Source organism: Arcobacter sp. CECT 8983 (genome assembly GCF_004118855.1).
GTDB lineage: Bacteria > Campylobacterota > Campylobacteria > Campylobacterales > Arcobacteraceae > Halarcobacter.
In genome coordinates this window covers 86984-111249 of the sequence record NZ_PDKF01000007.1, presented here as the reverse complement: position 1 = coordinate 111249, position 24266 = coordinate 86984, and the positions used below count along the sequence as shown (strand labels likewise).

The window sequence follows — 24266 nt, the reverse complement described above, 5'->3', positions numbered from 1 at the left end:
AATTAAATATATTGTCAAATGTTTTAACTTTATTATTAAATGATGAAAGAATAAATTATATTCTTCTTTTAGAAACAATTTATGAGATTGAGTCTATGTATAAATTAGTGGAGAAGTAAAATACTTCTTTACTGTTTTATAAACTCTTTTAATTCTTCAACAGTTAACCAAGGCTTTCTTCTATGTAACATTTTATGACAGTTTGAGCATACAAGAGAGATATCTTCTATTCTTGTTTTTTGATTTTCTTTTAACTCTGAAACACCAATATTGTGATGACCTTCTATAAAATCTGTTCCGATTTTTCCATAGGTTTTTTCAAAGTCAAATCCACAAACTTCGCAATATAATTTTCCTATCTCTTTTTTAAATTTTATTTTTGCAAGTTTTATAATTTTTGAGTTTCTTTCTCTTACAAGATGTCGTCTGTATTTAAATTTTCCTTCTTCTAAAGTGTTTTTGCATTCCCAAATTCATAATAGTTATTTAAGAGAATATGCTTACATACTTCTTTTGAGTAGAAGGTTTATTTAACTCTTCAAGGCTTTTTAGTATGGCATTATTTAAAGTATTGGTTTTCATATAAGCATTATAACAAATACCTAATATAATATTCGATAAAATTATTACTAAAAATTATTTATGAAAATTTAGGAATAAAATATATGACAACTACTGCAAATGTAGGATTTGAAAAAGAACTTTTTAAAATGGCTGATAAGCTTAGAAACAATATGGATGCAGGAGAGTATAAACATATTGTTTTAGGGCTGATTTTCTTAAAATACATCTCTGATAAATTTAATGAACGTTATGAAAAGCTTGTACAAGAGGGTGATGGTTTTGAGGAAGATAAAGATGAATATATCATGGATAATATTTTTTGGGTTCCAAAAGAGTCAAGATGGCAAGTTTTAAGAGATAATGCAAATTCACCGGAAATAGGAAAACTAGTAGACAATGCTCTTTTGCAAATAGAAAAAGAGAACAATTCATTAAAAGGTGTGATGGACAAAAGATATGCAAAACCAGATTTAGATAAAACAAAACTTGGTGAGCTTATTACTTTGATTACAAATGTATCTGCAAAATATCATGATGAAAAAGATTTGATGGGTAGAGTATATGAATACTTTTTAAATGCTTTTGCGGATATTACAGGGGGTGAGTTTTATACTCCAACTTCTGTTGTAAAAACTATTGTTGAGATGATAGAACCATATAAAGGAAGAGTGTATGACCCTGCTTGTGGAAGTGGTGGTATGTTTATCCAGTCTGGAAAATTTATTCAAGAGCATTCTCAAAATATAAACAATATATCAATATATGGGCAAGAGAGCAATCCTACTACTTGGAGATTGTGTAAAATGAACTTGGCTATTCGTGGTCTTGATGGAAATCTTGGTGCTCACCATGCAGATAGTTTTCACAACGACTTGCACAAAAATCTTAAAGCAGATTTTGCTATGGCAAATCCCCCTTTTAATATCTCTGATTGGGGAGGAGAAAGACTTAAAGAAGATGATAGATGGCAATGGGGAATTCCCCCTGTTGGAAATGCAAACTATGCTTGGCTCTCTCACATTCTAACTCACCTTGGAAGTAGAGCAGGACTAGGTGCAGTTGTACTTGCAAATGGAAGTCTTAGCTCAAATACTTCAAATGAAGGAACTATTAGACGGGCTATGATAGAAGATGACAAGGTAGATGCCATCGTTGCTCTTCCTGATAAGCTTTTTTACTCTACAGGGATTCCTGTATGTCTTTGGATACTTTCTCAAAATAAATCCCATGAAAACTATAGAAATAGATGTGGTGAAACACTTTTTATAGATGCAAGAAATCTTGGAGAGATGGTTACAAGAAAACACCGTGAGTTAAGTGAAGAGGAGATTAAATCCATAGCAGACACTTATCACGCATATAAAAACAAAGAGGGAAACTATAAAGATATAAAAGGATTTTGCAAGCGTGCAAGCCTTGAAGAGATACAAAAACATGATTATGTATTAACTCCTGGGCGATATGTGGGAATAGCGAAGGAAGAAGATGATGGTATCCCTTTTGAAGAGAAGATGACAAAATTATCCACTCAACTAAAAGAGCAGTTTGAGAAGTCAAATATTTTAGAAAAACAGATAAAAGAGAATCTAAAAGGCTTAGGCTATGAGATTAATTGAGCAGATAGCCTTAGGAGAGAGTAAGACTTTAGAGTTTAAGCAAGAACTACCAGAAAATAAAAAAATAGCTAAAACAGTAATCTCATTTTCCAATACAGCGGGAGGAAAACTTATCATCGGAGTAGATGATGATAGAAATATTGTAGGAATAGAAGAGGAAAATATCTTTGAACTTCAAGATAAAATAGCTTCTATTATCTATGATAACTGTACGCCAAATATTATTCCTGAAATCTATACTGTAAATTGTGAAGGAAAACTTCTTTTAGTAGTAGAAGTATTTAGGGGAAATCTTTTGCCCTATTATCTAAAAAGTGAAGGTAAAAATCAAGGAACTTACATACGAGTAGGTGCAAGCAATAGAAAAGCAGAGTATGAAAATATCCTTGAACTAGAGAGACAAAAAAGAAATATAGGTTTTGATGAAGAGGTAAATTATGAGATTGAGTTTGAATCTTTAGACTTAACACCACTATATGAGAGTTTTAAAAGTGTAGGAAAAACTTTAGATGAGAAAAAGTTGGAGAACCTAAAACTTATCAAAAAAGAGTCAAATAAAACCTATGCTACAAATGCATTGCTTATCATCCTTGGAGCCTTTTCTCACACTAGTGTAAAGTGTGCAAGATTTAAGGGTGTCACTATGGATATGTTTATAGATAAAAAGGAGTACCAAAGTGATATCTTCTCAAACCTTGAAAATACACAAAACTTTATACTAAATCATATAAATCTAAAAGGTGAGATAAAAGCACTTCAAAGAACAGATACATATGAGATACCCCTTGTAGCTCTAAGAGAAGCTTTGATAAATGCTTTTATTCATAGGGACTATACCAATAGTGGAAGGGATATAAAAGTAGGAATTTATGATGATATTGTAAATATTGTAAGTCCTGGAAGTTTCCCAAACACTATCACAAAAGAAGATATAGAAAATGGTCGAAGTGAGACTAGAAACAAAGTATTAGCAAATATTTTTAAGGAGTTGGGACTAATAGAACAGTGGGGAAGTGGCATAAAAAGGATAAAAAACCTTTGTCTTGAAAGTGATTTAAAAGAGCCAATGATAGAAGAGAAAAATGACTTTGTAGATGTGGAGTTTTATCGTCCACAAGATATAAAAATGGACGAATACGAACGAATATCGCCAGAAATGAACGATTGCGAACGATTACGAACGATTACGAACGATTACGAACGATTAACTATTGAAGAGAAAACTATTTTAATTTATATTTTAGATAATCAAAAAATTACAAGAAAAGAAGCTGTAGAGTTAACAGGACTACAAAATACAAAAGTATATGAGATTTTAAAAACACTTGTGGAAGATAAAAAAATATTAAAAAGATGTGGAAGTGGTAGAAGTACCTATTATAAGGTGGCAAAATGAGTAATAAATTGCCTCAAGGGTGGGAAAAAGTAAAAATCTCAGATGTAAGTGAAGTAGTTAGTGGGGGTACTCCTTCTACAAAGAATGAAGCATTTTATAATGGTGAGATAGGCTGGATTACCCCTAAAGATTTATCTGGATATACAAAAAAATACATAAAAAATGGTGCTAGAAATATTACAGTTCTTGGATTAGAAAAATCTTCCGCTAAACTTCTCCCTAAAGGTACTGTTCTTTTATCTTCACGTGCACCAATAGGCTATTTGGCAATTGCAGAAGGTGAATTATCTACAAATCAAGGGTTTAAAAACTTAGTTTGTAATAAAGATAAACTTGATAATATCTTTATATACTATTATTTAAAAAGTAAAAAAGATGACTTAGAACAGATTGCAAGTGGTTCTACATTTAAAGAAGTTTCAGGAAATACATTAAAAAATTTTGAAATAAAAATACCATCAGATATAAATGAACAAAAAAGAATAGCAGATATTTTATCTGCCTTTGATGATAAAATAGAAATCAATAATCAAATCAACCAAACCCTAGAAGAGATGGCAAGTGCACTTTTTAAAGAGTGGTTTGAAAACTTCAATTTTCCAAATAATCAAGGCAAACCCTATAAAGATAGTGGCGGAGATATGAAACCAAGTGAATTGGGAGAAATACCTATTAATTGGGAAGTTTTAGATTTAAAAAGTATATCATCAAAAATAGGAGATGGACTACATGGCACTCCAAAGTATATAGATGGTGGAGAGTATTTTTTTATTAATGGTAATAATTTAGTCAATGGAATGATTGAAATAGATCAAAAAACAAAAAGAACAAATAAAGAAGAATATGAAAAGTATAAAAAAGAATTAAATGAAAATACTATTTTTTTATCAATAAATGGAACATTAGGAAATATTGCTTTTTATAATGAAGAAAAAATATTTCTTAGTAAAAGTGTATGTTATATAAATGTTTTAGAGAATTATTATAAAGTTTTTATAGCTTGTTTATTCAAAAGTGACTATTTTAAACAGTACCTTTTTAATTATGCAAATGGAACTACAATTAAAAATTTATCATTGAAAGCTATACGTGAATTGAGTTTTCCAATAAGTAAAAATATATGTGAAAAGTTTTCACATATTGTTAAACCAATTTTTGAACAAATACAACAAAATCAACAACAAAATCAAATATTAAAACAACAAAGAGATGCACTTTTACCAAAACTTATAAGTGGTGAGATAAGGGTATAAGATGACAATAAAACATGTAGAGGATTATTTAAAAAGTGTCAAAGAGCAAATAAAAAGTTTGGAATTACCAGCAGAGAAACAATATACCAACTATTTTAGAGGTCAAAGCAATGCACATTGGGATTTGGTACCAAGCGTATTTCGAGACCATCTGTTCAATGAACACAATCTTTACCATGAAATGGAAAGAAACCTTTACAATGAGATGTCAAAACTAAGCTCGGTAATAGACAAACTTGTATATATGCAACATCAAGGCTTACCAACTAGACTTTTAGATATCACAAAAAACTCTTTAGTAGCTTTATATTTTGCTTGTATTACCCATCAAAAATGTGAAAAAGAGTGTACTGATAAGAAAGATTGCAAAAAATGTAGTGATGGAGCGGTATATATTTTTAGTGAACTTGAAAATTATGATAAAAAAGAGGTAGATATTATCTCTTTACTTCCAAAAGTAAAGTATGATTTTGGAGTAAATAGTTTTTATAGTTTTGTAAAAGAGCAGTTAGGTATAGAGCTTTCAAAAAAAGAGTTAGAGAGAATACTTAATAAAGAGTTTGCATTAGTAAAAAGTAATAAAAATAATAACCGAGTGATAAAACAAGATGGAGATTTTTTTATTTTTTCAAATAAAGGCAGTTATGATAAAAAAATAAAATTTGATGTGAAAAGGGATGAAAATAGAATTATCATTCCTAAAGAGTATAAAAAACAACTGCTTGAAGAACTTGATCAAATAGGAATAAATAGATATAGCTTATTTCCTGAGCCAGAACATTTAGCAAAATACTTAAAACACAACTATGTAGACAATGAGAGTGAGAAAGAAAAAGTAGTTTCTTATGAAGAGGTAAGTGTAGAGATAGAAGAGAAAAAAGATTATAAAACAAAAGTTTTAGAATATATAGAAGAAAATTTCCCTCAAAATAAAGCACTTTATGAGTTTATTGTCAATAATGATATATCAAGAACAAAAGCAAGAGAAAAACTTTCTTTATTGGGCTATGAAGAAATAGGTGTTTTAGATATGGATAAATTTGATAAATTTATTGATAGTTTAGAAATACCAAAAAATATAAATGATTTAGTTTTATAAAAGGTATAAAAATGGAATATAAAGTATTTTTCGATGAAACATGCCACTTAGAGTTTGATGGGATAAATATTATGGGTGGAGGAGCAATCTTTTGTGAAAAAGAGAAATTTACAGAAGCCACTAGATATATTAAATACTTAAAATATAAATATAATGCTTTTCATGAGCTAAAATGGACTAAAGTCAGCCCATCTGGGATAGAGTTTTATAAGGCATTGATAGATTATTTCTTTGAAAGCGATTTTTTGAGATTTCGTGCGATTACAAGTGATAAAACTGTATTCGACCATAAAACTTATAATGATGGTAGTCATGATAATTTTTATTATAAATTGATGTATTTAGCTTTTGAACCGATGCAAGAAGTAAACAATAATTATTATGTTTATACAGACTATAAAGACTCCAATGGAGCTGAACAATTAAGGATCTTAGAACAATATTTAGTATCAAAAAAACATCATAATATCATTCTAAATTTTCAAATGATTCGTTCCCATGAAGCAGTATTATTACAGTTAGCAGATTTTTTAATAGGTGCAATTGTATACAAAAAAAGAGAAGATATAGAACATAGAAGTGAGATTAAAAATAAAATTTATGACCATATAGAACAAAAACATGGACGAAGTTTATTACTGAATACATCAAGAGAAGAGTCAAAGTTTAATATCTTTCATCATCAAGCAGGATACGGTAGATGACAAGTCTTATAGTTCAATATGATAGTACTAAAACAGTTAGGGAAAATTTAGAAATTTTATACAAATACTTTGAAGATGATTTTATAACTAATACAACAGTTTTAAATAATCAATATAATATTGATATAGATATGAACTCAGTGAAAAAAAATAAACCTAAGATATTTTGGCATGTGATAACAAGAGAAAAAGAAGTTAGAGTTCCCAGAGGAAGAACTTGGCAAACAAAAAAAATAAGAAAATTTGATAAAAATCGTGCAAAAAGAATAAGATGGATAAAATATCTAATACAAAATTTTAATAAAATTGAAGAAAATATATTTGCTTTTTTTTATAGAGAGACAGAAGGTCAAAATAGAGGAAAACTTCGTTTGTATATTTGGGCAAAATCGCATGATTATGTTGTAATCATTGAAAAACTAAATAGAAACAGCAGTTTTTTAGTAACAGCTTTTTATATTGATGATAATTATAATAAATCGACATATCAAGATAGATATGAAAAGTCAGGTGATTTGAATTTAGGATTGTCAACATGGATTTAATAAAAAATGGTCGCCAGTTTGGGCAGGCGAGCACCCCATCTCTTTTTACATCTTTGGTAAATGAGCATAAGAATTATTACTTATATGGGATTAAAGATTACTTAAGTACGGACTTTACTATAATTGAAAGGGTTTTAATCTAATGAATAACTTTTACGAAGATAATTTAGAACAAGCAGTGATACAAATCTTTGAAAATGATTTAGCTTATGAGTATAAAAGTGGTATAGATATAGCTCCAGATGCAGTAGAGAGTGCTAGGGATGATTTTCATGAAGTTATTTTAAAAGAGAAGTTCTTTGATAGCTTAAAAAGGATTAATCCTACTATTTCAAAAGATGTTTTAGAAGATGTCTTCAAACAAATTATTCACCCAAACTCACCCATGATGAGTGAAAATAACAAGACTTTTCATAAGTATTTAGTAGAAGGTGTGGATGTTGTCTATAAAGATAAAGATGGAAATGACAAAGGGGACAAGGTATATCTTTTTGATTTTAAAGATATTTCAAAAAATGAATTTTTGATAGTCAATCAGTTTACTATCGTAGAGTTTGATGAGAGACGACCTGATTTGATACTATTTATAAATGGTTTGCCTCTGATTGTTTTTGAGTTAAAATCATTGTCAAATGAAAAAGTAGGGTGTGAAAAAGCCTATAATCAATTACAAACGTACAAACAAAAGATTCCAAGCTTATTTAATACAAATGCTTTTCTGGTGATAAGTGATGGAGTAAATGCAAGAGTTGGAACCATAAGCTCAAATTTTGAGAGATTTACTGCTTGGAAAAGTGTAGATGGAGTAAAATTAAATTCACATATTCAAATAGAGACTTTACTTTTAGGAATGTTTGAAAAAAGTAGGCTTTTAGATATTATAAAAAACTTTATTGTTTTTGTAGAAGATGGGGTAAAAAGTACAAAGATATTAAGTGCCTATCATCAATATTTTGCTGTAAAAAAAGCAGTAGATTCAACTGTAAACTCAATCTTAGAAAAATCAAAAAAAGCAGGTCTTGTATGGCATACACAAGGAAGTGGAAAATCACTCTCAATGGTATTTTATACAAGCTCTATCATACAAGCTTTGAAAAACCCTACGGTAATAATATTAACAGATAGAAATGACTTAGATATGCAACTATTTACAACCTTTTCAAAATCAAGCAGTATCTTAAGACAAACACCAATACAAATAGAAAATAAAGATGATTTAAGAGAGAAGCTAAATAGAGAAAGTGGAGGGATAATCTTCACAACAATTCAAAAATTTGCTCTAAAAGATGATGAGGTACAAATAGAGTGTTTAAGTGATAGAAGAGATATTATACTTATAGCAGATGAAGCCCATAGAAGTCAATATGGCTTGGAAGCAAAGGTTGACACAAAAACAGGGAAAATAAGCTATGGATATGCCAAACATATTAGAGATGCCTTACCAAATGCAACTTTTATAGGTTTTACAGGAACACCAATAGAAAATAGTGATAAATCCACAAGGGAAATTTTTGGAGATGAGGTTGATATTTATGATATGACTCAAGCTGTAGAAGATGGCTCAACTGTAAAGATATATTATGAAAGTAGAATTGCAAAACTAAAACTAGATGAAAAAGTTTTAAATGAGATTGATGAAGAGTATGAAAAACTAGAAGATGAAGGTGCTCCTATAGAGCTTCTTGATGAATCAAAAAGAAAATTTACAAAGCTAGAAGAGATAGTGGGAGATACCCATAGACTGGAAATGTTAGCTATGGATATTGTAAGACATTATGAAGATAGAGAGATTATCCTTGCTCCAAAGTTTTTAGACAAAGCAATGATAGTTTGTATGAATAGAAAAATAGCAGTTAATCTATATGAGCAAATTATAAAGCTTCGACCTTCTTGGCATAGTGATGATATGGATAAGGGGAAAATAAAAGTTGTTATGACATCAAGTGCAAGTGATGATGAACTTTTAAAAAAATATGAAACCACAAAAGAGGATAGGGTTTATTTAGCAAAAAGAATTAAAGATATAAATGATGAATTAAAAATAGTGATTGTCGTGGATATGTGGCTTACAGGTTTTGATGTGCCCTCTATGAGTACAATGTATATTGATAAACCTATGAAATCACACAATCTAATGCAAGCTATAGCTAGAGTAAATAGAGTCTTTAAAGACAAAGTAGGTGGACTTGTAGTTGACTATATAGGAATTATGGGCTCACTAAAAGAGGCTTTACAAACATATACAAGAAGAGATATAGATAAAGTTGAACTAAACCTTGATGCGGCTTTTCATAAGCTAGAAGATGCTCTGACTTTCTTGAGAAAACTTTTTTCTGCTTTTGATTATAATGGATTTAAAACAGGAAGTGATAAAGATAGATTAACTCTTATTGGAGATGGAGTAGAACATGTTTTAATAGAAAGCTATGGTGAAGAAAATATAAAAAAAGAGTTTAATAAAAAAGTAAGTGAATTAAGTGCGGCCCAAACACTTTGTAACTCAATGCTTGATGATGATATGAAACTAGAGATTGCTTATTTTAAAGCAGTAAAAAGTGCTTTAAATAAGCTAGAGGGGAAAGAGTTTAATCTAAAAGAGATAAACCAAAGAGTTCTAAGTTTAGTAAAAGACTCTATACAAAAAGATTCTATATTGGAGCTAAATGATATCTTAGGTATCAAACAAAATGAGTTAGATATTTTTAATGAAGAGTTTCTAAAAGAGATATCTTCAATGAAAAGAAAAAATATAGCCCTAGAACTTTTAAAAAGATTATTATCAAATAAGATAAAAGCTTATGAAAAAACAAATTTAGTTCAAAGTGAAAAGTTTTCATTTTTGATGAATGAAGTGATGAACAAATACAATAACAAAGCTCTTACAAATGCAGAAGTGATAGATGAACTTTTAAAAATGTCAAAAGATATGATGGAAGATTTTCTAAAAGGAAATGAACTAGGTCTAACAGATGAAGAGAAGTCTTTTTATGATGCATTGACAAAGTTTGATACAGTAAAAGAAGCTATGGATGAAAGTGTCTTAAAAGAGTTAGCAGTAGAACTTACAAAAACAATACAAAATTCTAAAACAATAGATTGGCAATACAAAGAAAACACAAGAGCTAGAATGAGAAGAGAAGTAAAAAGACTTCTTAAAAAATATAAATATCCACCAGACAATGCAGTAGAAGCTTTAGCTTTAGTGATAAAACAGGTTGAATTAAGTTGTGAGAATAATTAAAGGAAAATATTTATTTTTAAAAATTTAGTCTTTTTTTATCAAAAGAGAATAAAATGCAAGGAAAAATTAATATTACATTTGAAGGATGATTTATGTCAAAAATAGGAATCTTAGTTGCAAGTGCAAACAATAACCTAAAATTAGGGCAAAGACTACAAGAGCTTGCTAAAGAAGTGGGTGTTGAATCTGAAGTTATAAATTTAGTAGATTTAGACTTACCTTTATATAGTACAGTTGAAGAAGAAAAAAATGGACTTCCTGAAGCTGCAAAAGAATTAGCAGGTAAGATATTAACTTTAAAAACATTTATAGTTGTTGCTCCTGAATATAATGGAGTTATGCCTCCTGTATTAAACAATGCTATGGCTTGGACTTCAAGAACTACAAAAGATTGGAGAGATGCATTTAATGAAAAAGTTGTAGGTTTAGCAACTCACTCTGGGGGTGGAGGTCAAAAAGGTCTTCAAGCTATGAGAATTCAATTTCAACACTTAGGTGCAAATATTTTAGCTAGAGAGATTTTAACAAGTTATGATAAACCATTAAATGAAGAAACTGCTAAAAATATGATTCAGCAGTTAGATAAACTTTCAAGGGCATAATAAACCCTTGAAAAAATAATACCTTTAAATTTTTTGTAAAAAAGCAAAAGAAGTGTATAATCACTTATGCAAAATATAATTGAAGCCTTATTACCAATTTTTTTCCTTATTATTTTAGGATATCTTTTTAAACGAATAAAGTTCCCAAATGAAGAATTTTGGGCAAGTTCAGACAAGTTTACTTATTATGTTCTATTTCCAGCATTGTTAATATATAAGTTATCAACTGCTTCTTTAGAAGGAATTGATGGTTTTAATTTTATTCTAAGTGCATTTTTAACAATGCTTATTTTAACGCTTATTCTTATGATATTTAATCGTTTTGTAAAGAAGTTTAAAGGGGATTCTTTTACTTCAATTTATCAAGGTGCCATTAGATTTAATACCTATGTTTTTTTAGCTCTTGTTGATGCTATTTATGGTGATAGTGGATTAGTTTTAGCTGCACTTTTAATGACCTTTATGATTCCTCTTATAAATATCTTTTGTATTTCTATTTTTTCAATTTATGCAGCAAGTAATAAAATAACTGTAAAGTCGTTTATTCTTTCAATTATAAAAAATCCACTTATTGTTGGTTGTGTTGTTGGTGGTTTATTAAACTTCTTTGGAATAACTCTTTTTACTCCAATAGAAAAAACCCTTGGTATTTTAAGTTCAGCAGCACTTCCTTTAGGTCTTTTATCTGTAGGGGTTGGACTTCATTTGTCACATATAAAAGAAGCAAAATTAGAACTAATTTTAGCAATTATTTTTAAACTTATTATTTATCCTTTAGCAATTTATTTTATAGGAAAGACTTTAGGGATAACAGGACTTGCACTTTTAGTACTTGTAGTATTTGGTTCTATGCCTACTGCTTCTTCGGCTTATATCTTAGCAAGGCAACTTGGAGGAGATTTAAAGCTAATGTCTGCAGTTATTACTATGCAGACATTGCTTTCAATTTTGTCTATTTCTGTGATTTTGATGTTAATTCAAAATCAGTTTTAAAAAAGAGATTACTTTTTTAGTTTCTCTATCTTTTTTAACTCTTTTTTTGCTTTATCAAAATTTGAACTAGAATACCAGTATTTGGCTTTTTCTAGGTCTTTTTTCATGCCACCTTTTCCATAATGATATATAAGTCCTATATTATATGCCGCAATATCTTTTTGTGAATCATCTCTATAGTTTTTAAAAGCATCTTTATAATATTTTAAAGCTTTTTCAATATCTTTTTTTGTTCCTTGTCCTTTTTCATAAAGTATTCCAAGTTCTATTTGAGCTGATGCATCACCTTTACTCTTCGCATATTCATAGTATTTCATAGCACTTTTATAATCTTTTTTATCTCTATAATAATTTGCAAGATGATTTGCTGCATATTTGTCATATCTTGCTGCTTTTTCAAATAAACGAACTGCTTTTTGCATATCTTTTTTTACTCCTAGACCATCTTTATAAAAAACTCCTAGAAGATTTATACTTGGATAGTTGTAGTTTTTAGCCCCAAGTTCTAAGTATTCTTTTGCTTTTTTATAATCTAGTCTAATGATATCTCTATCTTTATTTTCTTTATTTCTATAATATAACCAAGCTAAGTTATAATAAGCAGAAGTATAACCTTTTTGTGCAGCTTGGAAGTAATACTCTTCAGCTTTTTTCAGATCTTTTTTAACTCCTTTTCCATAAGCATAAGCCCATCCCATTGAAGCATAATCTCTAGGAGTTTTTCTTAATTCATATAGTCTTTTCATATAGAAAAAACCAGTTTCTTGATTTATAAATGGAGATTTCTCACAAGAGTTACAAAGATGGTATCTTACTAGTTCTTCAATAGCTTTTATATCATCTTCTTTTGCTAACTTTTCATAAATAGCTAAAGCTTTTTTATAGTTTGGTTTTTCATCTAAAAAGTAGGGTGGATGTAAATATAAGTTTGCTAATTTATAAGCAGCTTTTTTGTCCCCTTTATCTATTAGTTTTTGTAAAACTTCTACGGCTTTATCATATTTATTTACTTTTTTATTTGTATAAAGACTTACAAGTTCAAGGGAACTTTTTATGTCTCCTGCTTTGGAAGCTTTTTCATATAGTTTAATTGAAAAGTCTATATTTGAGTATCTGTTCTTCTGAGCAAATTTTCTTAAAGTCAAGATATTATCAGAGTTTAAAATTTCTTGTTCTAGTTTTTTAGTTACTTCTGGGAAGGCTCTTCTGAAACTTCGTTTTTCTATAACTTCTTTGGTAAATTTATCTTTCAACTTTGTATTGCTACTTGATAGAATAAACTCTTGCCATCTTCTAGCACTAACATATTCTTCAGGGTTAAAGTTATAGTTAGACGGAATTTTTAATGCAAGTTCTAAAATAGCTTTATGATCGTTTTCTTCTGCAAGTTTTTCGAATAACTCTCTTGCTTTTTCATTATATCTATTTTTCTTGTAGTAGTTTGCTAAAACCAAAATACCTTCATTTGAAGATAGTAGCTTATTTTTTAACTCTAAGTATTTATCTAAACTCTCTTTACTATTTGAATATGCATCAAGAACGTTAACTGTAGCTTCTAGATGATTTAATTCAACTGCTTTCATAAAGTACTTATTTGATTTTTCTTTATCTTTTTCTAGATTTTGTAAATAGCTACCTCTATTATAAATCATTGCAAGATTATAATAAGCATCAGCATTTTCATTATCTAATTTAATAAGTGCAGTATATAATTTAATAGCTTCTTTATAAGCTCGTCTTTTTACAAGTATATCAGCTAATTTAGTTATCTTTTCAACATCATTAGTAGCAATTGTTTTTTCAATAAACTCTTTAACCTTCTCCTGAGAACTTCCTCTGTAGATTATTGATTTTACCTTTTTTAGTTGTAAATCATAAGGAATATCTGCTTCTCTTTCTGCTAAGTATGAGGCAACTTTTTCAGCTTTTTCTCTTTTTCTTTTATCAAAATAAATAGAATAAAGTTTTTGAAGTTGTTTTACTGATAATTTATCAATAATATTATTCTCTATTTCATTTGCTTCTTGTGTTTTGTACTCATTGAGATAATGTTTAATCAAAGATATCTTTGCATCAAGATTCCCTTTTTTAGAAGCTTGGTTTAAAAGTTTTAAGGCTTTTTCTTCTCCATTTAAAAACATATCACTATAGTCATAATATATTTCACCTAAAAGTGCCACTTGTTCTGCAGCATCATTTTCATCAATATTTTCATACCATTTATCAAAATATTGTAAACCTTCAATTGTTTGAGGGAAATCAAAATACTTTGAAAGTTCAAGCATAGCATTTAAGTCACCATTGTTTGCTTGATTGATTAAAGTTTCTTTTGGATATTTACTACCATTAAAAAAATTATTTGTTGCACAACCTGTTAAAAATATAAATACTAAGATACTATATAATAGTTGTTTCATTTTACCTCCTAAAAATTATTTATAATAAACATGCAATCATATAGAAATAATCTTAATATAGATTTAACAATAAAAAAAATGGTTCATTATTGGTTAAGAGATTTTAATGTAATATGATTAATAAAACATATAATTGGAGTAAAATGATTTTTATAATTTTTTTCGGGCTTTTAGCTTTTATATTTATTGCCTTAAACATTTATGATAATTCAAATTTACAAAAAATTGAAAATTACTACTTAAAGAAAAAGTGCTTAAATGTCATCTATTCAAAAGGTGAATACAAGGGATTTTGTCAAGATTATATCCTAAAAATACCTAACAGTTTTAGTCCAGATTTGCAAAAAGATAAAGAAATTGTTAAATTTAATGAAATAAATGAAGTAAAAAAAGAAAATTTAATGATAATTATAAATAAAAATTATAAAATACGGTTTCAAAAAAAACAGAACCTCGAAAAATTTTATAATTTAATAGAGGAAAGAAAAAACAGATGAACGAGATAATAGAATTTATAAAGGCAAAAAATGTTGAGAAGTCAGCATTTTTTAAACAATTAAAATGCTCAAAAGAAGAAGCACAAATTTTACAATACATCACAAGACAATATATCCAAGGAAGAGATACTTCTATGGTTATAGATATTTTAAGTGAATTTTATGATGTAAAAACATATGAGCATTTAAATAAAATTCAATTAATCAAGTCTTTATTAGAGTTTGGGTGGCTTGTTCAAAGTGGTTTTGACCAACTAAAACTTAGTGAAATGTCACAATTAGAACTTTTAAACTCGATGATTACTCTATCTCCTGCATTTTTAAAGCTTTTAGAAAAAGGTTCATTAGAGTTTGTTTTACCAGAAGTTAAAAAATATGAAGACCATTTAGAATATTTACAAGATCAATTTTTTAGAATAGATTTAGCTCAACAATTAAATCTAGTAAAAAACAACTTTGATGAAAATTCACCAAATATAAATAGATTAAGGTCAAAACTAACTCTTCTTGAAAACAGAATCAAAGAGAGAGTAAAAGAGACTGATGGCTCTATTATGATGGAAGATTTTTTTAAACAATATACTTTAAATGAACAAGAACAATTATTGTTTCTAGCTCTTTTAAAAGAGGAGTATTCAGGTGGTGATGGAACTTTAAGGGATATGAACTCTCTAATCACACTAATTTCAAGTGATGATTATGAAAAAATAAAATATAGATCACTTTTGGAAGAGGGATCAAACCTTGTTTCAAGTTCATTGGTTGATTATGATGAAGTTTTAACTCCTTTTGGGGGAATAAATAGAAACTTCTATATTCCCGATGATATTTTATATAAAATTTCACATCCAACTAAAAAGACAAATAGAAGTACGAAGATGAAGCTTGATTCTTTGATAAAAGAGCAAGAAACATTTGAACTTATTACTACAAATAAAACTTTAGATGATGTTGTTTTAAATGACAAGACAAGAGAAGTTTTAGATTCACTGTTAAAGCAAATGGATAAAAAAGTATTTAATAGACTTAAAGAGTGGGGAATAAAACATAAAAGAAGTATTGAAGCAAGAATTATCTTTTATGGTTTTGCTGGTACTGGTAAAACTTTAACAGCACTTGCTTTTGCAAAGACTTTAAAAAGACAAGTTTTAAGTTTTGATTGTTCAAAGATTCTTTCTATGTATGTTGGTGAGAGTGAAAAAAATGTTAGAGCAATATTTGATAAATATTATGAGATTAGGGACAAAAGTAAATCTGAACCGATTTTATTATTAAATGAAGCAGATCAATTTTTAAGTTCTAGAACAACTTCTAGTGCTAGTGGAAGTGAAAAAATGCATAATCAAATGCAAAATATTTTTTTAGAACAAATAGAAAGATTTGATGGAATCTTAATTGCAACAACAAATCTTTTGGAGTCTTTAGACAAAGCATTTTCAAGAAGGTTTAATTACAAAATAGAATTTAAAAAACCAAATTATGAGCAAAGAGTAGAGTTATGGAATAAACTACTTCCAACAACTTTACCTTTGGATAAAGATTTTGATATAAAGAAATTAGCAGACTATGAATTAACAGGTGGTCAAATAGAGATGGTTATAAAAAATACTGCATTTAAAATAGCCGTTGATGATGAACCAATTTTTACAAATAAATCTTTTGAAGAACAGATTGCAAAAGAATTAAAAGGTAACTTTGATTCAGAAAATAAAGTTGGTTTTTTCTAAATTAGACTTTATAAATAAAAATTAACTATAATTGATAACTAAAGAAAAAGTATTACTTAATCTTATAAGTTGAAGAAGATTAAGGGTTAGTTATTATAAAAACTAATAATTTTAAGGATAAAACATGACACATATGGAGTTTTCACATCCGTATTTCGGCGTTTTTGTTATGTTTGTTTTGAGTTTCGGTGTTTTCCTTACAGTAGTTTATATTGCAAGAGTTATTGGTAGGAAAATTGCAAGGTTAAATACTGAAAAACTAAAAACCACACTATATGAGTGTGGACCAGAAGTTACAAAACAACCAAGTAGTGTATCTATACAATTTTATTTAATGGCACTACTTTTTATTTTATTTGATATTGAGATTATATTTATGTTTCCATGGGCTATAAATTTCCAAGTTTTAGGATGGTTTGGATTTGTTGAGATGATTTTATTTATTTTATTACTTACAATCGGATTTATTTATGCATGGAGAAAAGGAGCTTTAGAATGGCACAGCATAAAGTAGACTATTTTAAAGATGGCGGAGCTCCAATTGCATTAACTACAGTTGATAAGTTAGTAAATTGGGGAAGGTCAAACTCACTTTGGCCTTTAACATATGGATTAGCATGTTGCGCTATTGAAATGATGGCAACGGGTGCTTCAAGATATGATTTTGATAGATTTGGAACAATTTTTAGAGCAAGTCCAAGACAAGCAGATGTTATTGTAATTGCGGGAACTTTGACAAAAAAACACGCAGAGTTTATGAGAAGGTTATATGACCAAATGCCAGAACCTAAATGGGTTATTTCAATGGGATCTTGCGCAAATACAGGTGGAATGTTTAACACTTATGCAACTGTTCAAGGTGCTGATAGAATTGTGCCAGTTGATATTTATTTACCAGGTTGTGCTCCTAGACCAGAGACTTTACAGTATGCACTTATGATGCTTCAAAAAAAGATTAGAAAAGAGTCTATTTTTAGAAAAATCAAGAAAAAGAGGCTTGTATAATGAGAAAATATACACCTAAAAATGATGTACAAAAGAAATCATACTTTAGTGATAGATTTTATATTGCCCCTGAAACTCCAAAAAAAGAAGTAAATAGTGATGAAATCTATTTAGAGGATTTAAATTTCTTAAGTAGTAAATATGAAATTTTAAATTCATATATAGAAATAGATGAATTAGTTGTTTATATAAACCCTGATGATAATGTAAATATTATTGCATTTTTCAAAGAAGCATTAGAATATGAAATGTTAATGGAACTTTCTGCAATTGATTATGTTGCACAAAGGGGTGGCTTCGAAATTTTTTATGAAATGCTTTCTTTAACAAAAAGAAAAAGAGTAAGAATTAAAACTTTTATCAAAGAAAAACAAGAGCTAAAATCTGTTTATGAAGTTTTTAAAATGGCTAATTGGTCTGAGAGAGAGATGTATGATATGTATGGTATTAAAATTGTAAATCATCCAAATCTAAAAAGAATTATTATGCCAGATGATTGGTATGATCATCCATTAAGAAAGACATATCCTTTACAAGGTGATGAAGCAGCATCTTGGTATGAGGTTGATAAAATTTTTGGTAAAGAAGCAAGGGAAGAAATAGGGGCTGAAATAAGAGACTCTGCTGCTATTGATAGATATGATACTAAAAGATTTGCAAGGTTAGGTCATGAAGTTCCATATGGCGTTGATATTACAAATGGCAAAGAGCCTGAACATACTCCTTTAGCTTATCAAGAAGAGGGTGGAGTTCCTATTATCAAAAGATTTGATGAAAACAAAAGTGTTACACTTAAAAAAAGAAGATAAGAGAAGATAAATGCGGCAAACAGCAAATAGATTAAAACCTTTTTTTGAAAATATTAACTTTGAGCGTGAAGATAATACTATGATAGTAAACTTTGGTCCTCAACACCCTTCTGCACATGGTCAAATGAGACTTATGCTTGAACTTCAAGGAGAAGAAGTAATAAAAGCAACACCTGGAATTGGATATCTTCATCGAGGTATGGAAAAGATGGGTGAAAATATGATTTATAATGAATTTTTACCTACAACAGATAGAATGGATTATATTGCCTCTACTTCAAATAACTATGGTTTTGCATTAGCAGTAGAAAAACTATTAGGTATTGAAGCTCCTAGAAGGGCTGAAGTTATTAGAACTATGCTTTTAGAATTAAATAGAGTAATGTCTCATCTTTTTTGGCTTGCTACACATGCCCTTGATGTTGGAGCTATGTCTGTATTTTTATATGCCTTTAGAGAAAGAGAATATGCAATGGATTTAATAGAAGACTATTGTGGGGCAAGACTTACTCATAGTGCAGTTAGAATTGGTGGAGTTCCTTTAGATTTACCACAAAACTGGTGTGAAGACTTAGAAAGATTTATCACTAACTTTGAAAAAGAGATTGATAGATACGAAGGTTTACTTACAGAAAATAGAATCTGGAAAATGAGACTTGAAAATGTAGGTGTAATAAATGAAGAGTTAGGAAAATCTTGGGGATGTTCAGGAATTGTTTTAAGAGCAGCTGGAGTTAAATGGGACCTTAGACGTGAAATGCCTTATGGACTTTATCCTGAGCTTGAGTTTAATATACCGATTGCAAGTACTGGTGATGCTTATGGAAGATATAAGTGTTATATTCAAGAAATGAGAGAATCTGCAAAAATATTAAGACAATTAATTCCTATGTATAAAAGTAGTGATAGTCAACTAATGGCTCATGCACCTGAATATATTTCAGCACCTAAAGAAGATATTATGACTCAAAACTACTCTTTGATGCAACACTTTGTCCTTGTAACTCAAGGAATGAGGCCACCAAAGGGTGAGATTTATGTAGCAACTGAATCCCCAAAAGGTGAATTAGGATATATGATAGTTAGTGATGGAAGTCCATATGCTTATAAAATGAAATTAAGAGCACCATCTTTCTGGCATACAGGGGTTTTAGAAGACTTATTACCAGGACATCAATTAGCTGATGTTGTAACTATTATTGGTAATTTAAATGTTGTATTTGGTGAGATTGATAGGTAAGGCTAGAGGATGAAAAGATTTGACTTAAGACCATTGAAAGATGATTTTTATGACAGAATGTTAGAACTTATGGATAAAGATATTTCAAAAGGTGAAAATGCAATTTTCCTTTTTGAAATAGGGGACTTCTCCTGTGTTCAAAAAAGTGCAGATGTTATTAAAGATGCTGGATATACACTTATGAATTCAATTAAATTCAATGAAGTTGATTGGACTATTGTTGTGAAAAAAGAAAAACCACAAGAAGAGATTAATAAAGAAGATAAAGAGGACTAATGAATACTAAAATAGAAAAAGTTTTAAATAGCGATTATATTATCTCATTTGGGTCATTTTTAGCCCAAGATAATGAGCAAGTAAAAGAAGCGATTATAGAAACTATCGCACAAAGAAATGCAGAGTTTATCTATATGCATCCTATTGATAATATTGATTTAAAAGTTTTTTATTCGCAGTTAATTAAATATGAAGTAGGAAGTGAAGAAGGAATTGCTTCAATGCTACTTGATACCTTTGCAATTAATGCAAGTGATAAAATCAAAGCTTATCTAAATGATTTAGATATAGGATATATTTCTGGTGAAAGTTCTGCTGGGGAAGAAGAGTTTGAAGAGGCTTTAGAGAAAGCCCAAGAAAAGACTTCAAAAGTATTAATAGTAGGAAGAGATATCACTACTCATGAAAGAGTAGAAAATATTGTAAAGATTTTAGCGGCAATAAATAGATATTCTGATTTAGAAGTTATTTGTTTAGATGAAAAAACACAAGAACAAGTTGATACCTGTACTGATGAAGATATTGAAGAAGTACAAGAGTTAGATTCATACAATGGAACAATAGTTTATTCTATTTTTGATGAACAAGATTGTCAAAAATTAGTTGGGAGTCAATCTTTTGCAAGAATTGCTAAGATAGAAGATAACGATGAGGTTTACTTAAACTACAATGGACATAAAGTGAAAAAGCAGTTTATTATAAATGAAGACCTTTATGGAACAGTTGCCTTATGTCCTATTTTAGATAGTAATATTAGCTTTTTAACTGAAGATTATAGATATAAACAAGTTAAGGTAGAGAAGGCTTAATAATGAGTGATACAATCAGCTTAACAATTAATGGAAAAGTTGTTGAAGCTAAAAGTGATGAAACTGTATTAAACACAGCAAGGGCAAATGATATTTTTATTCCTGCTTTATGCTATTTAACAAGATGTTCTCCAACATTAGCTTGTAGGCTTTGTCTTGTAGAAGCAGATGGCAAACAAATCTACGCATGTAATGCAAAAGTAAAAGAGGGGATGAATATTACCACTTCAACTCCTAATATTGAAAAAGAAAGAAGAGCCATTATGGAGGTTTATGATGTAAACCATCCATTGCAATGTGGAGTTTGCGATCAAAGTGGAGAGTGTGAATTGCAAAACTATACTCTTTATATGAAACTTGATTCACAAAGTTATGCTATTAAAGATGTTCCAAGACCAACACAACACTGGGGAGTTATGAATTATGACCCAGGTCTTTGTATTGTTTGTGAAAAGTGCGTAACAGTTTGTAAAGATATGATTGGTTCAAATGCTTTAAGTACAGTAAAAAGAGGTTCTGAAGCAATTGAAAAAGTTTTCAAAGAGCAGATGCCAAAAGATGCATACTCAATGTGGAATAAACTTAATAAATCACTTATTGGTTTTGAAGAAGACAATTGTACTGATTGTGGAGAGTGTATTTCTGTTTGTCCTGTTGGAGCCTTAGTTTCAAATGATTTCCAATATAAATCAAATGCTTGGGAGCTTACAAAAATTCCAGCAGCAAATCCTCACTCTAGTGATTGTGCTTTTATGTATTATGAAACTAAGCATACCTCTGTAGATGATTCAAGTCCTAAAATTTATAGGGTTACAAATGAACATCATTATTCAACATTAAATGGTGCAGCAAGATTTGCCTATGATTTTGAAAATAAAACTCAAGGAAAAGATGAAAAAGCTTTCAATGAAGCAATTGAAGCTTTCAAAAAAGCAGACACTATAAAGTTTAATTCTTATATTACAAATGAAGAGACTTTACTTTTACAAAAAATTGCTTTAAAAACAGGAGCAAAATTAGTAAATAAAGATGCCTTTAGATTTAAAAGATTTATGCAAAATTATAGTTTAACTTCTGGTAAATCTCTTTATTCTGCGACACTAAAAGATGTACATGATTCAAATTTTGTAATCTCATTAGGTGCGTACTTAAAATCTGATTTACCAAGTGCTAGGTATGCCTTTAATAACTCTGTTATTATGAATAAAGGTGCAGGACTTTATTTTCATCCTGTAAGTGACCCTGTTATGGAAAAAGTTGGTAAGAAGGGCAAAACAACTGAGTTTATATATCATAAACCAAATGTTGAGAGCTCAATTTTATATCTTTTATTATATCTTTTTGGAAAAGATTTACCAAATGAAATTCAAGAGTTTATTGACTCTAAAAAAGAAACAAGAACTAAAACAGTTGTTGAGTCTAAAAAAGAGCAAGTAGTTGAACTTGTAAAAGATGAAGAGACAGGGGAAGAAAAAGAGGTTAAAAAACTTGTTACTAAAAAAGAAGAAAAAGAAGTAGAGTTTGAATATATAAGATTTTTAGAGGCAATTGAAAAAGATGAAACGTTCTTAGAGTTAATAGATTCAATGCTTGTAAAAAAAGATAAGTTTTCATTAATCATTGGTGAAGATTTAATTCATAATGAAAATTATGAAGAATTGGCAAAACTTTGTGGATTGGTTGATAAATATACTTCTTTTGATGTGTTGATTCTTCCTACTCAAACAAATACTTTGGGTGTTAGTTTAATTTGTGATGAATTATTTGAAGAAGAAACTGGTTTAACCGTTGGTTATAATGAAAAAGCTGACTTTGAATTAAGTGCTTTAGGTGATGGTAAGCTTGATATTCCAGCACTTAATCAACAAGAAGGAACTTTTACAAATATTGATAAAAAAATAATTCCTACAAATGCAGCCATTGATTATAAAGGTTATGTTTTAAATGATCTTGCAAATGAGATTTTAGAATGTGACGTTGATTATACCATTGAATATACAAAGGAACTTCCTTTAAATAAAGGCTATTGTAAAATTGAGTTTGATGACCTTCCTAACTATTTTGGCAATGATAGAGTTGAATACAGAGGTTATGATTTAAAAATTGATGATATTGAAGTAGATAATGAGTTTGAGTTAAAAACTTCAACTTCTTTAGTTTCAAGTGAAAATGAAATAGTTATTTATAAAGCTAATCCTATAAATCAGTTTAATGAGTTTACAGCTATTGCCCATGAGTTTAAGAATAATCTTCAAAGTGGTATTTTCTTCTCAAAAGCTTTATTTGAAAAACTACAATTAGAAGAGAATCAAAAAGTTACTGTTCAAGTAGGTGAAATAAAAAGAACTTTAAAAGCTTATTGTGAAAACCAAATTGATGGTGAGATTGCTTTAGTTTCTACTTTTGAAAAAGCTTTAGATACCAAAGTTTTCTTTGAAAATTCAAGATATGCAATAGCAAAAGTTATGAGAGACTAAAATGGAAACTTCAATTTTAATAGAAACAGTTGTTAAAGCAGTAGTTGTGCTTTCTGTATTTGCAGCACTTGCAGGGTTTACAACATATATTGAAAGAAAGATTTTAGCTTTTATGCAAAGAAGATTGGGACCTATGAATGTTGGACCACATGGTCTTTTACAATTAGCAGCTGATGGAATAAAACTTTTTACAAAAGAGGATTTTATTCCTGCAAATGCAGCAAGACCTGTCTTTATGATAGCTCCAATTATTACAGCTGCTACTGCATTTATTGCAATGACTGCAATTCCTTTCTTTCCAGAGTTTGAACTTTTTGGATATACCGTAAGACCAATTATTGCTGATATTAATGTTGGTGTTTTATTTGTATTAGGAGTTGCCTCTGTAGGTCTTTATGGACCATTATTAGCAGGAATGAGTTCTGCTAATAAATGGGCACTTTTAGGGGGAGCAAGAACAGCTATTCAACTTTTATCCTATGAAGTTGTTTCAGGACTTGCATTACTTGCACCTTTAATGTTAGTTGGAAGTCTATCTTTAATTGATATAAACAATTATCAAGCAGGTGGATTTACAAATTGGATAATCTGGTCTCAACCAATGGCTTTTATTTTGTTTGTAATTGCTGGTTTTGCAGAAACAAATAGAACACCTTTTGATTTATTAGAGCACGAAGCAGAGATTGTTGCAGGATATGCAACGGAGTATTCAGGACTTAGATGGGGAATGTTTTTTATAGGTGAATATGCAAATTTATTTACAGTATGTTTTTTAATTTCACTTATTTTCCTTGGTGGGTTTAATGACCTTTGGTTTATTCCCGGTGGTTTAGCAATTGTACTAAAAGTAATGATGTTAATTTTCTTTTTCCTTTGGACAAGAGCTTCATGGCCTCATATTAGACCTGACCAACTTATGTGGCTTTGCTGGAAAGTTTTAATGCCATTATCAGTGATAAACATTTTAATCACTGGTTTAATCTTGATGTTTTAGGA

Annotated in this window: 21 protein-coding genes; 19 read left to right on the top strand and 2 right to left on the bottom strand. The window is 29.2% G+C overall.

Features of this window, described 5'->3' with window-relative positions:
- Positions 1-128 precede the first annotated feature (128 nt).
- Positions 129-359: an HNH endonuclease gene (locus CRV01_RS13905; protein WP_309109209.1), complete on the bottom strand. Its 231-nt coding sequence runs from the start codon at positions 357-359 to the stop codon at positions 129-131.
- A gap of 306 nt (positions 360-665) precedes the next feature.
- On the opposite strand from CRV01_RS13905, the gene CRV01_RS08680 reads away from it, so the two are divergent.
- The 9 genes from CRV01_RS08680 (at position 666) to CRV01_RS08640 (ending at position 12013) form a co-directional block, all read left to right on the top strand.
- The gene (locus tag CRV01_RS08680) at positions 666-2180 is read left to right on the top strand and encodes a class I SAM-dependent DNA methyltransferase (RefSeq protein ID WP_129007816.1); all 1515 of its coding nucleotides are present in this window, start codon (positions 666-668) and stop codon (positions 2178-2180) included.
- Complete coding sequence (locus CRV01_RS08675; RefSeq protein ID WP_129007815.1) at positions 2167-3576, top strand: RNA-binding domain-containing protein; 1410 nt, start codon at positions 2167-2169, stop codon at positions 3574-3576. The genes CRV01_RS08680 and CRV01_RS08675 overlap by 14 nt, the downstream gene beginning before the upstream one ends.
- Positions 3573-4829 (top strand): restriction endonuclease subunit S, encoded by a 1257-nt coding sequence (locus CRV01_RS08670; RefSeq protein ID WP_129007814.1) that lies wholly within the window; start codon positions 3573-3575, stop codon positions 4827-4829. The genes CRV01_RS08675 and CRV01_RS08670 overlap by 4 nt, the downstream gene beginning before the upstream one ends.
- A 1-nt stretch (position 4830) precedes the next feature.
- Complete coding sequence (locus CRV01_RS08665; protein WP_129007813.1) at positions 4831-5928, top strand: FRG domain-containing protein; 1098 nt, start codon at positions 4831-4833, stop codon at positions 5926-5928.
- 11 nt (positions 5929-5939) lie between these two features.
- A complete protein-coding gene (locus tag CRV01_RS08660; protein ID WP_129007812.1) occupies positions 5940-6632 on the top strand; it encodes a DUF3800 domain-containing protein in 693 nt (230 codons plus the stop codon).
- On the top strand, positions 6629-7177 hold the full coding sequence (locus CRV01_RS08655) for a hypothetical protein (RefSeq protein WP_129007811.1): 549 nt from the start codon (positions 6629-6631) through the stop codon (positions 7175-7177). The genes CRV01_RS08660 and CRV01_RS08655 overlap by 4 nt, the downstream gene beginning before the upstream one ends.
- Positions 7178-7319: 142 nt before the next feature.
- Positions 7320-10418, top strand: coding sequence for a type I restriction endonuclease subunit R (locus CRV01_RS08650; RefSeq protein ID WP_129007810.1), 3099 nt, complete (start codon positions 7320-7322; stop codon positions 10416-10418).
- A 92-nt stretch (positions 10419-10510) separates the two neighbouring features.
- Positions 10511-11020, top strand: a complete 510-nt coding sequence (locus CRV01_RS08645) for an NADPH-dependent FMN reductase (protein WP_129007809.1) — start codon at positions 10511-10513, stop codon at positions 11018-11020.
- Positions 11021-11086: 66 nt separating this feature from the next.
- Positions 11087-12013, top strand: coding sequence for an AEC family transporter (locus CRV01_RS08640; protein WP_129007808.1), 927 nt, complete (start codon positions 11087-11089; stop codon positions 12011-12013).
- A gap of 8 nt (positions 12014-12021) precedes the next feature.
- Here the strand turns inward: CRV01_RS08640 and CRV01_RS08635 are convergent, their stop codons facing one another.
- Positions 12022-14430, bottom strand: a complete 2409-nt coding sequence (locus CRV01_RS08635) for a tetratricopeptide repeat protein (RefSeq protein ID WP_129007807.1) — start codon at positions 14428-14430, stop codon at positions 12022-12024.
- Between the two features lie 143 nt (positions 14431-14573).
- Between CRV01_RS08635 and CRV01_RS08630 the strand changes: the two genes are divergently transcribed.
- The 10 genes from CRV01_RS08630 (at position 14574) to nuoH (ending at position 24264) form a co-directional block, all read left to right on the top strand.
- Positions 14574-14927, top strand: coding sequence for a hypothetical protein (locus CRV01_RS08630; protein WP_129007806.1), 354 nt, complete (start codon positions 14574-14576; stop codon positions 14925-14927).
- Positions 14924-16654, top strand: a complete 1731-nt coding sequence (locus tag CRV01_RS08625) for an ATP-binding protein (protein WP_129007805.1) — start codon at positions 14924-14926, stop codon at positions 16652-16654. Before CRV01_RS08630 ends, CRV01_RS08625 begins: the two co-directional genes overlap by 4 nt.
- Positions 16655-16778: 124 nt before the next feature.
- A complete protein-coding gene (locus tag CRV01_RS08620; protein WP_129007804.1) occupies positions 16779-17168 on the top strand; it encodes an NAD(P)H-quinone oxidoreductase subunit 3 in 390 nt (129 codons plus the stop codon).
- Positions 17150-17659, top strand: coding sequence for an NADH-quinone oxidoreductase subunit B family protein (locus CRV01_RS08615; RefSeq protein WP_129007803.1), 510 nt, complete (start codon positions 17150-17152; stop codon positions 17657-17659). Before CRV01_RS08620 ends, CRV01_RS08615 begins: the two co-directional genes overlap by 19 nt.
- The gene (locus CRV01_RS08610; protein WP_129007802.1) at positions 17659-18468 is read left to right on the top strand and encodes an NADH-quinone oxidoreductase subunit C; all 810 of its coding nucleotides are present in this window, start codon (positions 17659-17661) and stop codon (positions 18466-18468) included. The genes CRV01_RS08615 and CRV01_RS08610 overlap by 1 nt, the downstream gene beginning before the upstream one ends.
- 10 nt (positions 18469-18478) lie before the next feature.
- Complete coding sequence (gene nuoD, locus CRV01_RS08605) at positions 18479-19708, top strand: NADH dehydrogenase (quinone) subunit D (protein WP_129007801.1); 1230 nt, start codon at positions 18479-18481, stop codon at positions 19706-19708.
- A gap of 9 nt (positions 19709-19717) precedes the next feature.
- Positions 19718-19984: an NADH-ubiquinone oxidoreductase subunit E family protein gene (locus CRV01_RS08600; RefSeq protein WP_129007800.1), complete on the top strand. Its 267-nt coding sequence runs from the start codon at positions 19718-19720 to the stop codon at positions 19982-19984.
- On the top strand, positions 19984-20793 hold the full coding sequence (locus tag CRV01_RS08595) for a hypothetical protein (protein WP_129007799.1): 810 nt from the start codon (positions 19984-19986) through the stop codon (positions 20791-20793). The genes CRV01_RS08600 and CRV01_RS08595 overlap by 1 nt, the downstream gene beginning before the upstream one ends.
- A 2-nt stretch (positions 20794-20795) precedes the next feature.
- On the top strand, positions 20796-23270 hold the full coding sequence (locus CRV01_RS08590; protein WP_129007798.1) for an NADH-quinone oxidoreductase subunit G: 2475 nt from the start codon (positions 20796-20798) through the stop codon (positions 23268-23270).
- Between the two features lies 1 nt (position 23271).
- A complete protein-coding gene (gene nuoH / locus CRV01_RS08585; protein WP_129007797.1) occupies positions 23272-24264 on the top strand; it encodes an NADH-quinone oxidoreductase subunit NuoH in 993 nt (330 codons plus the stop codon).
- Positions 24265-24266: the final 2 nt, after the last annotated feature.

Bases quoted from the DNA above. Each gene is read 5' to 3' on its own strand.
- CRV01_RS08680 (WP_129007816.1), top strand. From the start codon at position 666: ATGACAACTACTGCAAATGTAGGATTTGAAAAAGAACTTTTTAAAATG.
- CRV01_RS08675 (WP_129007815.1), top strand. From the start codon at position 2,167: ATGAGATTAATTGAGCAGATAGCCTTAGGAGAGAGTAAGACTTTAGAG.
- CRV01_RS08670 (WP_129007814.1), top strand. From the start codon at position 3,573: ATGAGTAATAAATTGCCTCAAGGGTGGGAAAAAGTAAAAATCTCAGAT.
- CRV01_RS08665 (WP_129007813.1), top strand. From the start codon at position 4,831: ATGACAATAAAACATGTAGAGGATTATTTAAAAAGTGTCAAAGAGCAA.
- CRV01_RS08660 (WP_129007812.1), top strand. From the start codon at position 5,940: ATGGAATATAAAGTATTTTTCGATGAAACATGCCACTTAGAGTTTGAT.
- CRV01_RS08655 (WP_129007811.1), top strand. From the start codon at position 6,629: ATGACAAGTCTTATAGTTCAATATGATAGTACTAAAACAGTTAGGGAA.
- CRV01_RS08650 (WP_129007810.1), top strand. From the start codon at position 7,320: ATGAATAACTTTTACGAAGATAATTTAGAACAAGCAGTGATACAAATC.
- CRV01_RS08645 (WP_129007809.1), top strand. From the start codon at position 10,511: ATGTCAAAAATAGGAATCTTAGTTGCAAGTGCAAACAATAACCTAAAA.
- CRV01_RS08640 (WP_129007808.1), top strand. From the start codon at position 11,087: ATGCAAAATATAATTGAAGCCTTATTACCAATTTTTTTCCTTATTATT.
- CRV01_RS08635 (WP_129007807.1), bottom strand. From the start codon at position 14,430: ATGAAACAACTATTATATAGTATCTTAGTATTTATATTTTTAACAGGT.
- CRV01_RS08630 (WP_129007806.1), top strand. From the start codon at position 14,574: ATGATTTTTATAATTTTTTTCGGGCTTTTAGCTTTTATATTTATTGCC.
- CRV01_RS08625 (WP_129007805.1), top strand. From the start codon at position 14,924: ATGAACGAGATAATAGAATTTATAAAGGCAAAAAATGTTGAGAAGTCA.
- CRV01_RS08620 (WP_129007804.1), top strand. From the start codon at position 16,779: ATGACACATATGGAGTTTTCACATCCGTATTTCGGCGTTTTTGTTATG.
- CRV01_RS08615 (WP_129007803.1), top strand. From the start codon at position 17,150: ATGGCACAGCATAAAGTAGACTATTTTAAAGATGGCGGAGCTCCAATT.
- CRV01_RS08610 (WP_129007802.1), top strand. From the start codon at position 17,659: ATGAGAAAATATACACCTAAAAATGATGTACAAAAGAAATCATACTTT.
- nuoD (WP_129007801.1), top strand. From the start codon at position 18,479: ATGCGGCAAACAGCAAATAGATTAAAACCTTTTTTTGAAAATATTAAC.
- CRV01_RS08600 (WP_129007800.1), top strand. From the start codon at position 19,718: ATGAAAAGATTTGACTTAAGACCATTGAAAGATGATTTTTATGACAGA.
- CRV01_RS08595 (WP_129007799.1), top strand. From the start codon at position 19,984: ATGAATACTAAAATAGAAAAAGTTTTAAATAGCGATTATATTATCTCA.
- CRV01_RS08590 (WP_129007798.1), top strand. From the start codon at position 20,796: ATGAGTGATACAATCAGCTTAACAATTAATGGAAAAGTTGTTGAAGCT.
- nuoH (WP_129007797.1), top strand. From the start codon at position 23,272: ATGGAAACTTCAATTTTAATAGAAACAGTTGTTAAAGCAGTAGTTGTG.